We start from the raw sequence: 15433 nt of genomic DNA, 5'->3' as shown, positions 1-15433 counted from the left end.
TCTCGGGCTCATGCCGACTTTTTGAAGCCGAATGCGGGCCGAAGTTCTTTCCTTTCAAAACGATGAAAGCGGTTAACGGTGATCTGAGGGCGCATGCGCTTTAATCAAGCGCAATCCCGGCCGGCCATGATGCTGCACCATGAGCGCAGCCGCTTCCCATGACCGCCCATCGTCGAGCTTGCCATGCCGAAATCCCGCCTTCCGCAACTTCTTGTCGTTGCCATGCTGGTCGCCGCCTTCGGCGCCGGCTGTTCCCGTTCCACGTCGGACCAGCCGGGCAACAAGCCGCCACCCGCTTCCCAAACGCCGGCAACTTCCGCCGCGCCGGCGACGCCCGCCGCAGCCGGCGCGAATCCGTCGCTGCCGAACTTCGTGAGCCTGGTCAAGCAGGAAGGCCAGGCGGTGGTGAACGTGAGCGCGGTGCGCACTGCCGCCGGCGGATCTTCCCGCAGCGACCCGATGCAGGAATTCTTCCGCCGCTTCGGCGTGCCGCCGCCGGATGCCGGCGAAGCACCGAGCGGCAGCCTCGGCTCCGGCTTCATCATCAGCCAGGACGGCTTCATCCTGACGAATGCCCATGTCATCGCCGACACCAGCGAGGTCAGGGTGAAGCTGACCAACAAGCGCGAATTCAAGGCGCGCGTCATCGGCGCCGATCCGTACACCGACGTGGCGCTGCTGAAGATCGATGCTGCCAACCTGCCGGTCGTGAAGATCGGCGATCCCAACCGGCTGGAACCGGGCGAGTGGGTCGCCGCCATCGGCGCGCCGTTCGGCTTCGAGAACAGCGTCACCGTCGGCGTGGTCAGCGCCAAGGGACGGCTGCTGCCGGGCGGCAGCTATGTGCCCTTCATCCAGACCGATGTCGCCGTCAACCCGGGCAACTCCGGCGGGCCGCTGTTCAGCACCAATGGCGACGTGATTGGGATCAACTCCCAGATCTACAGCGAGACCGGCGGCTACATGGGCATCTCCTTCGCCATTCCGATCGACATTGCCATCGGCATTTCCAAGCAGCTGCGTGAAACCGGCAAGGTCACGCGCGGCCGCATCGGCGTGCAGCTGCAGGAGCTGACCTTCGACCTCGCCAACTCGCTTGGCCTGAAGGAAGCGCAGGGCGCGCTGGTCGCGGCGGTGCAGCGCGGCGGCCCGGCCGACCGCGCCGGCCTGCGCCCCGGCGACGTGATTCAATCGGTCAATGGCCAGCCGGTGCAGAGCACCGCCGACCTGGCGCGCATCATCGGCGGCACCCGGCCGGGCACGGCGGTAAGCGCGCAGGTATGGCGCGAGGGCAAGACAGTGGCGTCGCAGATCACGGTCGACGCCATGTCCTGATGCAGGTTTGAACCGGATTCTCCTGCGCGACTGGAACTTTCGCCGGAATGGCCGCAGCTTGAAATCGCTTGGCCGTTTCCTAAACTGCAGGCTTCACTAGCTTGTGTTGAGGAGTGGCAAATGGAAATGGACGTCAACATGAACGAGCATCGCGGCTCGGGCGGCTTTCCGGTCGATAGCCCGCTGGAAGCGCTGAAGAAGGACCATCACTTCGTCAAGATGCTGTTCGAGCGCTATCTTGGCAGCCAGGACATGAAGGTCAAGCAGGAAGCCGGCCCGCGCATCCTGCAGCTGCTGGAGATGCACGACATGCTGGAGGAACGGGTGTTCTATCCGCGCGTGCATGAATGCGATCCCTCGCTGGTGGACCATTGCGAGGAAGAGCATGCGCAAGCGCGGCAGATGATGGACCAGCTCAAGGGCATGACCCCGGGCGACGCGCAATTCGACCAGCTGCTGGCACAGCTTCAGAAGGCCATCCTGCATCATGTGCAGCAGGAAGAGCAGCAGCTGTTCCCGAAGGTGGAGCAGTCGAAGATGGACATGACCAAGCTTGGCTTGGAGATGCAGGCTTTCGAGTCCAATATGGTCAGCACGCAGGCGCGCATGTCGGGGCAGCAGCCGGGGATGCGGAAGTAGTGTTAGTGCGGTGGTGAAGTAAGCGCAGGCATCTTCCTTCACCACCGCTGTACGTTACTGACCGGTCTATTAAAGCTGGCTTGAAGAGCGAATGGCTTCGTTAAGGCACTTCGTCTCGGTAATTAACGTCTCGGCGGTGTGCGTGCCGGCGCTGAGTCAAGCCTTAATTTGAACGGCGCCAGCCTCCGGTGAGATCGCAAATCTCGGACCGAATCCAAGCATTATTGAACGGGAGGAACGCTTGATTTGAATGGATAAAGGCTTGTTGAACGAAACAACGAAAACCGCGAGCGAGCATGCCCACAAGATGATCAAGAGCCAGGCAATGACTTTCGTGAAGACGTTCACTGCGCTGGGAAAATTTTCCTTTTTCCTGTCGTAGAAAAGCAGCGCGCATATGACTGCAATACAAATGACAAGTAGCGTGGTGTTTTCACTCGATTCTACGGTGCAGAATTCTTCGATAGCGCATTGGTAGACGATGAGACGCCATAAGAGCGCCAAGGATGACCATCCAAACCCAAGGATCGCCACGGTACGTCTGCCTGCAGCGCCTGCCAAGTAGCACAGGAAGATACCTGTAAGGCCGAACACCCAGACAAGGAAAAACGCACCATCTCCCATGCCATTCATAGGCGGGCCATCACCTAACCCCGCGCTGAAGAATGAGAGGGAACCCAGAATCGTTACTGCTAGTGCGACGACCATCAGAAAGCTGCAAGCAACTCGCCAGTGCATGGACCCCTTTTCGACTAAATTTATGATTGTGCAACCTGTTGTGATTTCAAACCGTTCCCCAGGAGGTGCTTGCAGATTGATTACTTCCACCTATTTTCGCAGTATATTTAAATATCCAAAGGGTGAATGAATCGGTTTTGCAGCAGGTTGAATCATTTCAAACAAGTCATGCTACTAATAGAGGTGATCTTTCAAGGGGAGTTCTGATGGCATCGATTCTACAAGATGTGGTCGACACCGCTGCGCGTGCAGTCGAAACGTTCTCAGATCGCACGGAAGGCAATCTTGATTTCTCGGAAAGCAGTCTCTCGATTATCGAAGAATTGCTTGAGGAGGCTTCTGCCTATGTTACGGAGATGCCTGAGTCCAGAGTGACAGACCTGATACAGCTATTCGGCTGCTATGTTCTTGAAGTTGCGCGCAAAAATTATGGTGGCGATTATGCATGGCTCGACGATAACCGAGGTCCCGTACTTGTCGTGGGCGAGCCTGCGACCCACATTGCCATTTCTACCTGGGCTAAAGTACGGGGCCGCTTGAACGGAGATCGAGCCGATGACATCCCATTTTTCTATAAAGGCTTTTCCAATATGGCTAGGGAGCGTCCAACTGCAAGAAGAATCTTATTCATTTGATTGAGCGGAAAATTTTATTCTTCTTGAAAATTAAAATGCACGAGCGCGTAAAAGATTGTTCTGACTACGATTCTCTTTCGTCTCCGGAGAGGACTTTGAAAATCCATACGTTCGATACTCCGCAATTGATCTGTATTAAATTCGAAGGCGAATAGCACGTTTGTTCAATACAGGAAAACCAATTCGTTGCTAAATCCAGGATCAAGGAAAGTGAAGCACGATGAGTGCTAAGACGATCTGGCTTTCAGTGGCAGTGAATTTAATACTGCTCATCGTGTGGTTCATTCGTAGGGATATCCGATGTATCGCATGTCATGCGAGGCTGCACGAACCGGATACTTATTGCATTCAATGCGGTGAGCCACCAGAGGGAAAGAACCGGTGTAACGAAGTAAGCGATATAGATCGGTTCATGATCTTGCAGCACTTAAGGCGTTGCCTTGCATTTTGTGTCATCTGCATCACTTGCCTGTTTTTCGCCGTCCTATCTACGCCAATACAATCAGTGATAAAAGTAATTATTCTTGGCGGCATCTGCCTTTTGGCTTTTTCAGTTTTTTTGCTTCGCTTTATGAGAGATTGCCGATGCACTAATTGCGGGAAATATATCCCTATTGCAGAGGTAAAGGTGTCCCATAGTTGCTACTGTCCAAATTGCGGAGCACATGTGCTGAGCACACGTCATTGAAGATAGAAATGAACAATGCGGCTTGCAAGGCTCTGGCTGTTCCGTGCAAAAAAGTAGTGTAGGTCCGCACATCCGCAAGCCGACACGCCAGCGCCGAGGAGTTGGACTTTAATTCTTTATAGGCCAGGTCCTATACATAGGAAAAGGCCTTAAGTAAGCCGCTTCGGCGCTGGCATTAGGGCTAGATGGATCCACGGCTTATTGCACACACAGCCGCATAGCTTTCAATCGAAGCACGTTCCCCTTTAAGTAGGTGTTATTACATCTGGTTCGCTTCAACAACTCATGATGCCCCATCCCACGAACCCAACTTACCGAAACTGGCACTTCTTCTTGGCTCTAATTCCAAGGGATAGGAACGTAGGAAAAATATTGAGAAGGCTCCGCCGAGCGTAATGGCAAACGCAAGTTAACTAAGCTCGGCGCCAATCCAACCTACGCATCCGCCACTTCCAGCCTGCCAATCGTATGCGCCTGCACCAGCGGAGAAAGATCATCGACGATGCGGCAATGCAGGTGCCGCCTCACCGTTTCCGGCAGATTGGCGTAAAAAGAACGTGTCACCTGCAGATCATGCTTTTCCGAATTGCGGGCATCGGGCGCGTCGGCGCCGAGCACCAGCACCGGCCTTGCCTTGTTCGACAGGTTGGCCGTGCCGCGGTGGATGGCCAAGGCCGAGCGGGCGGAGATGTCGCCCATCTTCGGCAGCTTGCGCTGCATGCGCGCTTCATAGCGCGGGTAGAGCGATTTCGGCGGGAACATCGGGTCGTCGAAGGCTGACAGGTCGTCCCACTGCGTTCCCGGCGCGATCTCGAACGGGCCCATGTCTTCCTCCACGTCGACCGTGGTGACATTGAATGCCAGCGAATTCAGCCGGCGGCCGGCAGTCGTCGCCAAGGGGGACGGGAAATCGCGATGCCAGGGCTGGTTCAGGGCGCCGGGATTCGGGACGTCGAATCCGATTTCGACGATCTTGTAATCCGGACCGAGCACGGCGCGACACACTTCGATCACCCACGGATGCGACACGAGGTCGACGAAACCCCGGATCGATTGCGGGGCGATCTCCACGTAGTGGCGATTCGGTCCGCGGTTTAGCGCGCCGCCCGGCCGCTGCAGCGCTTCCCGATACAGGATGTCGACGTCTTCCCGCAGCGCCTGCACCCATTCGCGGCTGAAAGCGCCCTTGCATCCGATGATGCCGTCTCCGTAAAGACCTCGCATGATGTCGGCGGTGTCGAACTGCTGCGTCGGCATGGAGGAGGTCGGTTTGTGTGTGGTCATGCTGTGTCCCGGTTGCGCGGCGTGGCGGGGCGATCAGCCCTCTGGTCCTGTCCAGCCGCATTGTGTTATCGATCATGTGGCTTCGGTCTGCTTGCTGCAGGAAACCAGCGGATTGCGTGTGACAGAGTGCCGGGCCCGCGAAAAGTGCCATGCCGGGACAAGAAAAATTGCAGCGTTATTTTTTTTGATTGGCGGCCTTTCAAGAAAAGGCCGCACTCTCTTTGAATGGGTTGTCGATGAAAGCGCTTCGAGCCTTGTTGGTTCGGTAGCAAAAGCGCAAAGGCCCGATTGACCCGGGGAGCCGGCGTCGAGCAACGGCTCCCCGAACGCCGGTTTCAGCTGGCGTTGCGCCGCTCCTTGTGGGCCGCAACCGCTGCATATACGGCATCGATATCGGCAGGCTTGAGCAGATGATCGTCGAATCCCGCGTCCCGGCTGCGCTCGCGATCGCTGGCCTGCCCATATCCCGAAAGCGCAATCACCAGTGCGCCGGCGGTGGCGGGGTCCGCGCGAAGCCGGCGGGCGACTTCCCAGCCATCGAGCTTGGGAAGCCCGAGATCGAGCAATACCACCCGCGGGGCGAAACGGCGGGCGACGGTCAGCGCTTCCTCGCCGTCACGGGCGCGGCCGACGCGGTGTCCATCCGCTTCGAGCAGCATCACCAGCATTTCCAGGGCATCGGGGTTGTCGTCCACCACCAGGAAACTGGTTGGCGCGATGGCGCGCGCTGGCAGTCCCACCGCCAGGTTGCGCGGCACCTGCCGCCGATCGACTCGGGGCAGACGCAAGGTAAAGACGGCTCCCATATTCGGGCCGGCGCTCTCGGCTCGCACCGTGCCGCCATGAAGTTCGACCAGGCGCTTGACCAGGGCGAGGCCCAGGCCCAATCCGCCGCGCGACCGGTCCAGCGTCACCGTCCCCTGCGAGAAGAGGTCGAACACCCGAGGCAGCAGTTCGCCATCGATGCCCGGACCGTTGTCGGCCACCACGATTTCCACCCATTCCTCGTCATCGCCGGCGGCGCGTACCCGCACCGAGATATGGCCGCCTTGCTGGGTGTACTTCGAGGCGTTGTTCAAAAGATTGGCAACGACCTGAATCAGCCGCGCCTGGTCCGCAACCAGATCCACGTCCGTCGGCACGTCGAGATCCAGCGTCTGTTCGCGCTGCCGCACCAGCGGACGCACCGTCTCGGCAGCGGAAAACACGGCGGAGGCAGCGAGGATGTTTTCCTTGCGAAGCTCGATCCGGCCCTGCGTAACCCGCGATACCTCCAGCAGATCGTCGACCAGCCGCGCCATGTGCTCCGCCTGCCGGCGGATGATCTGCAGCGCGGCATGCCTGCGTTCCGGCTGGTCGCCGACGAGTTCCAGCAGCTGGACCGCGGTGGTGATGGGCGCCAGCGGATTGCGTAGTTCATGGCCGAGCATCGCGAGGAACTCGTTGCGCCGCCGGTCGGCGTCGAGCAGGGCCTGTTCCGCTTCCTTGCGTTCGGTGATGTCGACGGTGACGCCGACGACGCGCTCCGGCCGGCCCGGTATTTGAGATACGACGTTGCCGCGGATGAGCAGCCAGCGGATGCGGCTGTCGGTATCGATGATGCGCGTCTCGGCCTCGAAATCGCTGCCGCTGTTCAATGCACGCGCCAGCGCCGCGTCGACTTTGCCGCGGTCCTCGGGATGGACCATGGCAAGGAAGAGTTCCCCCCGGGTTCGGCCGTCATCGCTGGCGGGCAGTCCGAGGATTTCGAACATCTGCGAACTCCAGGTAGCTTCGCCGGTGGCGGGCGACCATTCCCAGACACCCATGCGGCCGGCGGTGAGCGCCATCTGCAGGCGCAGCTGGGCGTGCGCGACCTCGTCGGTGCGCTCGTGCAGGGCCGCTTCGGCCTGCTTGCGCGCCGTAATGTCAACCGAAGAGCCGATGAGGCCAATGACCTGTCCCTTGGCATCCCGGAAGGGCGCCTTGATCGAATGCCATATCGCCTTGCGCCCGTCCGAGAAGCTAATCTCTTCGTCAACGGTCTCCGGTCGGCCGCTCTCCATGATGCGGCGGTCCGTTGCCATCACGATCGCCGCCTGCTCCTTGTTGTCCAGGAACTCGATGTCCGTCTTGCCGAGATAGGCCTCGGGCGGCTTGCCGACCAGGTCGGTCACGCCCTGGTTTGCAACCAGCAGGCGCCCGTCGCGGTCCTTGGCATAGACGACGCCAGGCACCGCATCGACGAACGCCCGCAGCAGCTGCGCCGCGCGGTCGCGTTCCGCTTCGACGGCGCGCCGCCGCTCGAGATCGATCAGCACGCCGGGGAAGCGCAGGGGCGTGCCATCGACCCCATGATCGACGCGGCCATTGGCCTCGATCCAGCGGTAGAGGCCATCTGTTCCGCGCACCCGATATTCGCGGCTGTAGGGTCCGCCGCGGCTGATCGCTTCCGCTATGGCTACCCGCAAGTCTGGCAAATCTTCCGGATGAACCGTCGCGATCACTTGCTCCTGGCTGAGGCCGGTGCGGCCAAGAGAGGGATCAATGCCGAAGCTCTCTGCAAAGCGTTCATCGACGGTGATGCGGCCGGTCTGCAAATTCCAATCCCAGGTACCCACGATGGCGCCGGCCGCCAGCGCGAGCTGCACCCGTTCAGCGGCGGCTCGGGCCTCTTCCTTGCTCTGCATGAGCGCCGCCTGCGCCTGATCCAGCGCGACGCTGACCTCATGCGCTTCCTTCAGCGGCAAATCCGGAACACTGACTGAGCTGCCGGTTCCCAAGGCGGCTGCAGGCCCGGTCAATGCGGTGATGGGAGCAGCGATTTTCCGGCCGACATAGGCTGCCAGCAGCAAGCTCATGCAGAACAGAATCGCGGCGCCCAGCGCAATCATGGTCAGCGTGCGCGCGAGCGCCCCGGCCACGCTGGTGCGCGAGATCCCGATCGCAACGCCCCAGTCTGTCGCTTTGGAGCGGCTGAACACCACGATCGAGGGAATGCCTTCCTTGGTTCGCCCGTCGATCACTCCCTCGCTTTTGCGCCCGAGCGCTTCCATCAATTCCGGGGTCAGCTTCTGGCCGACGAATTTATCGGGGAGATGAGAGCGGCCAACGATCGTGCCGGCTTTGTCGAATACCCCGACGATCCAGTCCGACGGCAATGCTTGATTGTTCAAGATGGTGTTGAAATGCTCGGGCAGGATGCCGATCCCGAGCGCATAGACCGTGTTGCCGCCCAGCCTGACCGGTACATCGACGCTCATGATCGGACGCTTCAAGACCGGGCCGGTAAAAACATCCGAGACGGTTGGCTTGTCCGTGGCGAATACGCCCTGGGTTTGTTCGGGCGCATGCGAGGCAGGCAATGGCTTGCCGTAATCAATCGCCGTATTCAGGATTTGCCTGCCCTGCAGGTTGCGAAGCACTACGTTGGTACCCAGTCCGGACAAGGCGATCACCTGCCGCGCTCGTTCGTGGAACCCGGCCAGGTCGCCTCGTGCGAGAGCTTCGTCCGTCGACAGGGTTTGGGCAAGGGCTTTTGCCAGGAGGAGGTGGTTATCGATCGCCTGGATCAAGGCGCGGGCGGTCTGGGTCGTGTCCTTGGCGAGTTGCTCCCGCCCCTTTTGGTATTCGAAGTAAAAAAGCCCGGTCGCCCCGATTGCGCAGGGCAACAGGCATGCCACCACCAGCCAGGCGAGATAGGTGCGAACCGGCCGACGTTTCGGAGATGGCTGGCCTTCCGATTTCAAGGTGCCAATCGATTGCGTATCCTGATGTCTGTGCGCAGCCTTCATTGCCCGGTCCAGAAATTGATTGTCCTCGGTTTTCGGAAATCGTCTGGCTGATATTCCAGCGGCCTGCCTGGTCAGCTTATGTCACGCACCCTTCCATGCTCCCCACAGCAAGCAAATCCAGCCCGCGAGCAGGGCCAGTCCGCCGAGCGGCGTGACGGCGCCCAGCCAGCGCATGCCGCTGATGCTGAGGATATAAAGGCTGCCGGAGAACACCAGGATGCCGGCAATGAAGAGCCAGCCGGCCGCGGTGGTCGCAGCGCCGGGCCAGCGGGTGCAGGCCCAAGCCACCGCCAGCAGCGCCAGCGCATGGTACATCTGGTAGCGCACGCCGGTTTCGAAGACGGCCAGCATGTCGGCGCCGAGGCGGTTGCGCAGTCCGTGCGCGCCGAAGGCGCCGGCACCGACGCCGATGAAGGCGAACAGGGCGCCTATCGAGAAGAAAAGTTTGTCCATGCGCCGATTATAGGGTTTGCGGCAAAAGGCGCGCCATGCGGATCGGCGCATGGCGCGCCCGCTCCTCAATCCACCGTCGCGCCGGTGTCCTTGACGATCTTCCCGAGGCGCACGCTCTCGCTGCGGATCAGGTTGCCGAAGGCCTCCGGCGTGCCGCCGACGATCGGCGTGCCGAGTTCTTCCCAGCGCTTCTTGAAGGCAGGGTCGGCGAAGATCTCGTTGAGGGTCTTGTTCAGCTTCGTCACGATGGGCTTGGGCGTGTTCGCCGCCACCACGATGCCGTGCCAGCCGGAGAAGTCGAAGCCGGGCAGGCCGGCTTCGGCCAGGGTGGGCACGTCGGGCAGGGCGGAACTGCGGGCGGCGGTGGTGACCGCCAGCGGCGTCAGCTTGCCGGTCTTGATGTACTGCACCGAGCTGCCGAGGATGTCGAACATCACCTTTACATGCCCGCCAAGCACATCGTTCAAGGCCGGGCCGGCGCCCTTGTAGGGAACATGCTGGAGTTTGGCGCCAGCGGCGACGTTGAACAGCTCGCCGGCGAGGTGCTGCGGGGTGCCGCTGCCGGCCGAGGCGAAGTTGTAGTTCTCCGGCTTTTCCTTGGCCTGGGCGATGAATTGCTTCAGGCTGGTGATCTGCGTCGAGGGATGCACTTCCAGCACCAGCGGGAAGGCGGAGATCTGGACCACCGGCGCGAAATCCTTCACCGGATCGAAGGGCAGGTTCTTGTACAGCGTCTTGTTCACCGCCATCGGGCCGCTCGCCGCCAGCAGCAGGGTGTAGCCGTCGGCCGGTCCCTTCGCCACCGCGTCGGAACCGACGTTGCCGCCGGCGCCGGCGCGGTTCTCGATCACCACCGACGTGCCGAGCTTGGCCTGCAGCGGCGCCTGGATCAGGCGCGCCATCAGGTCGGTCGGCCCGCCGGGCGGGTAAGGCACGATGAACTTGATCGGCTTGCTCGGCCAGTTTTCCTGGGCGGCGGCGCCCAAGGCGGTCGCGGCGAGCATCGAGGCGAGCAGCAGCTTTTTCATGAACATGTCTTCTCCTGAATTGTCGTGGGTCGTTATGGTCTTGCAGCGCTGCGTTCAGCCGTGCCTGAACATGGCGCGGATCTGCGCTGCCGTGGCCAGCGGCCGGCCCAGCACGCGGGCGCCATCGGCCACCTGGCGCACCAGAGCGGCGTTGTCCGGCGCCTGGCTGCCATCCTTGAGCAGCAGGTTGTTCTCGAAGCCGATGCGGGCATGGCCGCCGAGCGCGGCGGCGGCGATGGCGCAGGCATGCTCCTGCGCGCCGAAGGCGCACATCGCCCAGGGATAGGCATCGTCGTGGGCGTTGAGGAAGGGGATCAGGTCGGTCGGCGCCGAGGTCTGGCCGGCGCTGTAGCGGCCGAGCACGAACAGCAGGAACCACTTGGCGTCCGGGATCACGCCGCGCGCGCGCAGGTCCTGCCAGTCGCGCACATCGGCCTCGTCGTACAGGATCACCTGGGTCATGATGTCGGCTGCTGCCAGCCAGTGGAAAAATTCGGACAGCGTTTTCTCGCCCACCTCCGGCAGGCGCAGTTCGCGCAGGCCGACCGATACCGCTTCCGGCTTCACCTCGCGCACCACCGCCATCTGCGCCGGCGGCGCGTAGACCTTGGCGGCTTCGGTGGTGATCTGGATCACCATCTCGTCGCCCACCGCCTTGCGCACCGCCTCGATGCCGGCGAGGTAATCCGCCGCTTCCAGGCTGTGCGAGCCGTCGGCCTTACGCACATGCATGTGCAGCATCGCCGCGCCGGCGTCGAGGCAGGTGCGGGCGGTGTCGGCCAGCATGGCGGGCGTCACCGGCAGCGCCGGATGCTGGGCGGCGGTCTTGTAGGCGCCGTTGGGCGCGACCGCCAGGATGAGGGGAGAGGTCATTGCTGTTTTCCTTGTGGGTCGAGGCCGTCGATGGGCGGCAGTTCATCGGCCAGCAGTTTCAGGCCGGCCAGCAGCTTGTCGTTGTAGCGGGCGCGTTCGGCGGCGATGGCTTCCGGCGTCCAGGTGTAGAAGCCTTCTCCCGTCTTCATGCCGAACTTGCCGGCGGCGACGCGCTCCGACAGCGCCCTTGCCGGCACTGTATTGGCGGCCAGCGAGGGATACATGGTGGCGGCGGCCGCGCAGTGCACGTCGATGCCCGCATGGTCACGCTGCAGCACCGGGCCGGCGGCAAGGAAGCGGAAGCCGAAGCCGAAGCGCACCGCCGCATCCACGTCTTCCGGCGAGGCGATGCCAGCGTCGATCAGGGCGAAGGCTTCGCGCGCCAATGCATGCTGCAGGCGGTTGGCGAGAAAGCCCGGCAAGTCCTTGCGCACCAGGACCGGCACCATGCCGCAGCGATGCATGAACTCGTGCAGCGCCTGGCCACGGGCGGGATCGGAGTGCGCGCCGAGCACCACCTCCACCAGCGGCGTCAGGTGCGCCGGCATGAAGAAGTGCAGGCCGAGCATGCGTTCCCGCGTTGCCAGCCCTTCGCCGATGGCGGAGATCGGGAAGCTGGAGCTGTTGCTGCACAAGAGGGTTTCAGGCTTGGCGCGGCGGACCAGGTCGGCGAAAAGCCGCTGCTTGATCGGCAGCTGTTCCGGCACGCATTCGATGACGAGATCGGTGGCTGCCCAATCGATGTCGTCGAGGCTGGCGCAGGCAGAAAGGCAGTCGCGCCGCGCCGCAGCGCCGAGCGTTGCCAGGCCGTCGCCGAAGTAGGCATCGAGCTTGCCGCGCCGCGCCGCGTCGGGTTCGACCACGACGGTGCGGCAGCCGGCACGCCCCAGCACCAGCGCGACATCGGCGCCCATGGTGCCGCCGCCGACGATTACGGCATGGGCGAGGGATGGCTTCGGCAGCAGAGCCGAGGAAGAGGAGGCGGAAGCGTCCACGTGTCTCCTTGTTTTGTCTTGGTCAAAGCCAGGAGTGTGAGGCTTCGTTCCTGTTTTGTAAATCGGCGTTGACCGCGATCCGGCCTTCAATTCCACTGGGCGGGATTCACATGGGGCGACGGCGGATGGAAAAAATCCACGCGCGTATTTCTCATGGGTTATAGTCGGTCTTCAACCAAAATGAAAAGCCGCGAGACGCTGCGAGCGACGCGGCCGAGTCCGTCAACCGGAGGAGATTCCATGCCACGCTACGCCTTGAAGGTGAATGGCGCGACCAAAGCCGTCGACGCCGATGCCGATACCCCCCTGCTTTATGTCCTGCGCGATGATCTTGAACTGCGCGGCCCGCGCTTCGGCTGCGGACTGGGCCAATGCGGTTCCTGTACTGTCCATGTCAACGGCGCCGCGGTGCGCTCCTGCGTGACGCCGGTGTCGGCCGTCGGCCGGGGCGCCATCACCACGCTGGAAGGCTTGGGTTCTTCGGCCAGGCCGTCCAAGCTGCAGCAAGCCTTCATCGACGAGCAGGCGGCGCAGTGCGGCTACTGCATCAACGGCATGATCATGCAGGCGGCCGATCTGCTGAAGAAGAACCCGAAGCCGAGCGAGCAGCAGATCCGCGAAGGCCTGGCGATGAACCTGTGCCGCTGCGGCACCCACAAGCGCATCATCCGCGCGGTGCAGCGCGCCAGCGATCAGCCCGTCACCGCCTGAGGAGAACGCCATGACCAAGAACACAGACCTGCATGACGCTTCCCTCGACCTCGCCCGCCGCGGCTTCCTGAAAGGCGGCGGGGCGCTCGTCGTGAGCTTTGCGCTGGCGCCGGCCGCCTTCCTGAAGCCGTCCGAGGCCGCCGCCGCGAATGCGCCGGGCAAGCCGAAATCGGTGGCGGCCGACGAGGTGCCCGGCTTCCTCGCCATCGACGAGAAAGGCATGGTGACGGTTTATTCCGGCAAGGTCGACCTCGGCACCGGCGTGCGCACCGCGCTGATGCAGATCGTCGCTGAAGAACTGGACACGCCGTTCGACCGCATCCGCCTGATCGAAGGCGACACGATGCTCACGCCCGACCAGGGCACGTCCTCCGGCAGCCTGTCGATCCAGATCGGCGGGATGCAGATACGGCAGGCCGCTGCGACGGCGCGGGAAGCGCTGAAGGCGCGCGGCGCGCAGGCGCTGGGCGTGGCGCCCGAGGCGGTGCGCACGGCGGACGGCAAGGTCGTTGCCGCCGAGGGCGGCAGGTCGCTCGGCTACGGCGAGCTGGTGGCAGCCGCGCCGCTGGCGATGAAGGTGGATGCGAAGGCGCCGCTGAAGGACCCGGCCACATACACCGTGGTCGGCAAGCCGGTGCGGCGGGTCGATATCCCGGCCAAGGTCACCGGCGAGTTCACCTACATGCATGACTTCCGCCTGCCCGGCATGCTGCACGCGCGGGTGATCCGGCCCGCCGGCATCAAGTCGGAACTGCTGTCCTTCGACGACGGCGCGGCGCGCAAGGTGAAGGGCTTCGTGCAAACCGTCCGCAAGGGCAATTTCCTGGCGGTGGTGGCCAAGTCCGAATGGGCGGCGGTGAAGGCATCGCGCCTGGTCGAGGCGCGTTGGAGCGACTGGAAGGGCTTGCCGGACAAGGCCAAGGTCTTCGAGCACATGCGCCAGACCCGCATCGTCAACGACGAGCAGTTGCAGAAGGCCGGCGACGCAGACGCCGCGCTCGCCTCGGCCGGCAAGACGCTGTCCGCGGACTACCATTTCGCCGTGCACACCCACGGTTCCATCGGCCCGTCCTGCTCGGTGGCGGACTACCGCGATGGCAAGATGACGGTATGGACCGCCTCCCAGGGCGCGCACAACCTGCGGCGCCAGGTCGCCGCCATGCTGAGCATGAAGCCGGACGACGTGCGCTGCATCTACCTCGACGGCTCCGGCTGCTATGGCCGCAACGGCCACGAGGATGCCTCCGGCGACGCGGCCCTGATCGCGCGCGAGATCGGCAAGCCGGTGCGGGTGCAGTGGATGCGCCACGAGGAACACGGCTGGGACCCGAAGGCGGTGCCGACCTCGCTGGCGGTCGCGGGCGGCCTCGATGCCGAGGGCAGGCTGGTGGCATGGAAAGTCGAGAGCTGGCTGCCGGTCAAGCCGAAGGAATCGCTGGTGCCGCTGGTGGCGGCCGACCATGCGGGACTGCCGATGGATCCGGCCAGCCCGGGCAACATCCATCAGGGCATGGCGATTCCCTATGCCGTTCCCAACATCCGCGCCACCGCCCACTGGGTGGAGAGCACGCCGTTCCGCCCGAGCTGGATCCGCACGCCGGGCCGCATGCAGAACAACTTCGCGGTCGAATCCTTCTTTGACGAAATGGCCCATGCGGCCGGCGTCGATCCTTTCGAGGCGCGCATGCGCAACCTGACCGACCCGCGCGGGCTCGAGCTGCTGCAGCGCTTGAAGGAAGCGGTCGGCTGGCAGCCTTCCGCGCCGCGCGCGAAGATGCAGGGCAATATCGCGCGCGGCCGCGGCGTCGCCTATGTCAAGTACGAGATGGTGCGCACCTATGTCGGCGCGGTGGCGGACGTCGAAGTAAATCTCGATACCGGCGCCATCCGCGTGGCCAAGTTCACAGTCGCCCACGACTGCGGCCAGGTGATCAACCCGGACGGCCTGAAGAGCCAGATCGACGGCAACGTGATCCAGACGGTGTCGCGCACCCTCGTGGAAGATCTGCAGTGGGATGCGTCCAATGTCACCAGCCTGGACTGGGGCAGCTATCCCATCCTGCGCATGCCCGAAGTGCCGAAGATCGATTATGTGATCATCGACCGCCCGAACGAAAAGCCCTGGGGCGCGGGCGAGCCGAGCGCGGCGGTGATTCCGGCAGCCATCGGCAATGCGGTGTTCGACGCCATCGGCGTCCGGTTGCGCGAAGTGCCGTTCACGCCGGAGCGGGTGAAGGCGGCGCTGCGGGCGGCCGGCATGGCGGGAGTCAAGGCGGCGTAA

13 protein-coding genes are annotated in these 15433 nt (G+C 62.8%); 6 read left to right on the top strand and 7 right to left on the bottom strand.

Annotation, left to right across the window (positions count from 1 at the left end; all coding sequences use genetic code 11):
• Positions 1-183: 183 nt before the first annotated feature.
• Both CHB88_RS18995 and CHB88_RS18990 read left to right on the top strand, forming a co-directional pair.
• Positions 184-1335: a trypsin-like peptidase domain-containing protein gene (locus CHB88_RS18995; protein WP_245845075.1), complete on the top strand. Its 1152-nt coding sequence runs from the start codon at positions 184-186 to the stop codon at positions 1333-1335.
• Between the two features lie 120 nt (positions 1336-1455).
• Entirely contained in the window at positions 1456-1974 is a 519-nt protein-coding gene (locus tag CHB88_RS18990; protein WP_089400922.1) for a hemerythrin domain-containing protein, read from the top strand.
• A gap of 156 nt (positions 1975-2130) precedes the next feature.
• On the opposite strand, the gene CHB88_RS18985 is transcribed toward CHB88_RS18990, so the two are convergent.
• Complete coding sequence (locus CHB88_RS18985; RefSeq protein ID WP_143131365.1) at positions 2131-2802, bottom strand: hypothetical protein; 672 nt, start codon at positions 2800-2802, stop codon at positions 2131-2133.
• Positions 2803-2918: 116 nt separating this feature from the next.
• On the opposite strand from CHB88_RS18985, the gene CHB88_RS18980 reads away from it, so the two are divergent.
• Positions 2919-3347, top strand: coding sequence for a hypothetical protein (locus CHB88_RS18980; protein ID WP_089400920.1), 429 nt, complete (start codon positions 2919-2921; stop codon positions 3345-3347).
• 1123 nt (positions 3348-4470) lie between these two features.
• Here the strand turns inward: CHB88_RS18980 and CHB88_RS18975 are convergent.
• Positions 4471-5319, bottom strand: a complete 849-nt coding sequence (locus CHB88_RS18975) for a phytanoyl-CoA dioxygenase family protein (RefSeq protein WP_089400919.1) — start codon at positions 5317-5319, stop codon at positions 4471-4473.
• Positions 5320-5410: 91 nt separating this feature from the next.
• Between CHB88_RS18975 and CHB88_RS24755 the strand changes: the two genes are divergently transcribed.
• A complete protein-coding gene (locus CHB88_RS24755) occupies positions 5411-5611 on the top strand; it encodes a hypothetical protein (RefSeq protein ID WP_143131364.1) in 201 nt (66 codons plus the stop codon).
• 43 nt (positions 5612-5654) lie between these two features.
• Here CHB88_RS24755 and CHB88_RS24750 read toward each other — a convergent pair whose 3' ends face one another.
• The 5 genes from CHB88_RS24750 to CHB88_RS18935 form a co-directional block, all read right to left on the bottom strand.
• On the bottom strand, positions 5655-9092 hold the full coding sequence (locus tag CHB88_RS24750; RefSeq protein WP_143131363.1) for a PAS domain-containing protein: 3438 nt from the start codon (positions 9090-9092) through the stop codon (positions 5655-5657).
• An 81-nt stretch (positions 9093-9173) separates the two neighbouring features.
• Complete coding sequence (locus tag CHB88_RS18950; protein WP_089400918.1) at positions 9174-9545, bottom strand: DUF423 domain-containing protein; 372 nt, start codon at positions 9543-9545, stop codon at positions 9174-9176.
• A 65-nt stretch (positions 9546-9610) separates the two neighbouring features.
• Positions 9611-10579, bottom strand: a complete 969-nt coding sequence (locus CHB88_RS18945) for a Bug family tripartite tricarboxylate transporter substrate binding protein (RefSeq protein ID WP_425436131.1) — start codon at positions 10577-10579, stop codon at positions 9611-9613.
• 48 nt (positions 10580-10627) lie between these two features.
• Positions 10628-11446: a beta-keto acid cleavage family enzyme gene (locus tag CHB88_RS18940; RefSeq protein ID WP_089400917.1), complete on the bottom strand. Its 819-nt coding sequence runs from the start codon at positions 11444-11446 to the stop codon at positions 10628-10630.
• Positions 11443-12360: a 3-hydroxyacyl-CoA dehydrogenase family protein gene (locus CHB88_RS18935; protein WP_089400993.1), complete on the bottom strand. Its 918-nt coding sequence runs from the start codon at positions 12358-12360 to the stop codon at positions 11443-11445. Before CHB88_RS18935 ends, CHB88_RS18940 begins: the two co-directional genes overlap by 4 nt.
• 321 nt (positions 12361-12681) lie before the next feature.
• On the opposite strand from CHB88_RS18935, the gene CHB88_RS18930 reads away from it, so the two are divergent.
• Together CHB88_RS18930 and CHB88_RS18925 are read left to right on the top strand one after the other, a co-directional pair.
• Positions 12682-13152 carry a (2Fe-2S)-binding protein gene (locus CHB88_RS18930; RefSeq protein ID WP_089400916.1) on the top strand — a complete coding sequence of 157 codons (471 nt, stop codon included), beginning with the start codon at positions 12682-12684 and terminating at the stop codon, positions 13150-13152.
• Positions 13153-13162: 10 nt separating this feature from the next.
• Positions 13163-15433, top strand: coding sequence for a xanthine dehydrogenase family protein molybdopterin-binding subunit (locus tag CHB88_RS18925; RefSeq protein ID WP_089400915.1), 2271 nt, complete (start codon positions 13163-13165; stop codon positions 15431-15433).

Source organism: Noviherbaspirillum humi (assembly GCF_900188095.1).
GTDB lineage: Bacteria > Pseudomonadota > Gammaproteobacteria > Burkholderiales > Burkholderiaceae_D > Noviherbaspirillum > Noviherbaspirillum humi.
The sequence above is the reverse complement of the archived record's forward strand: the minus strand, read 5'-3'. Positions and strand labels throughout refer to the sequence as shown.

What these genes read in the sequence shown, in the direction of transcription:
- CHB88_RS18935 (WP_089400993.1), bottom strand. Translation starts at nt 12,360, where the DNA reads ATGGGCGCCGATGTCGCGCTGGTGCTGGGGCGTGCCGGCTGCCGCACC.
- CHB88_RS18950 (WP_089400918.1), bottom strand. Translation starts at nt 9,545, where the DNA reads ATGGACAAACTTTTCTTCTCGATAGGCGCCCTGTTCGCCTTCATCGGC.
- CHB88_RS18980 (WP_089400920.1), top strand. Translation starts at nt 2,919, where the DNA reads ATGGCATCGATTCTACAAGATGTGGTCGACACCGCTGCGCGTGCAGTC.
- CHB88_RS18940 (WP_089400917.1), bottom strand. Translation starts at nt 11,446, where the DNA reads ATGACCTCTCCCCTCATCCTGGCGGTCGCGCCCAACGGCGCCTACAAG.
- CHB88_RS18995 (WP_245845075.1), top strand. Translation starts at nt 184, where the DNA reads ATGCCGAAATCCCGCCTTCCGCAACTTCTTGTCGTTGCCATGCTGGTC.
- CHB88_RS18930 (WP_089400916.1), top strand. Translation starts at nt 12,682, where the DNA reads ATGCCACGCTACGCCTTGAAGGTGAATGGCGCGACCAAAGCCGTCGAC.
- CHB88_RS18945 (WP_425436131.1), bottom strand. Translation starts at nt 10,579, where the DNA reads ATGTTCATGAAAAAGCTGCTGCTCGCCTCGATGCTCGCCGCGACCGCC.
- CHB88_RS18975 (WP_089400919.1), bottom strand. Translation starts at nt 5,319, where the DNA reads ATGACCACACACAAACCGACCTCCTCCATGCCGACGCAGCAGTTCGAC.
- CHB88_RS18925 (WP_089400915.1), top strand. Translation starts at nt 13,163, where the DNA reads ATGACCAAGAACACAGACCTGCATGACGCTTCCCTCGACCTCGCCCGC.
- CHB88_RS24750 (WP_143131363.1), bottom strand. Translation starts at nt 9,092, where the DNA reads ATGAAGGCTGCGCACAGACATCAGGATACGCAATCGATTGGCACCTTG.
- CHB88_RS18990 (WP_089400922.1), top strand. Translation starts at nt 1,456, where the DNA reads ATGGAAATGGACGTCAACATGAACGAGCATCGCGGCTCGGGCGGCTTT.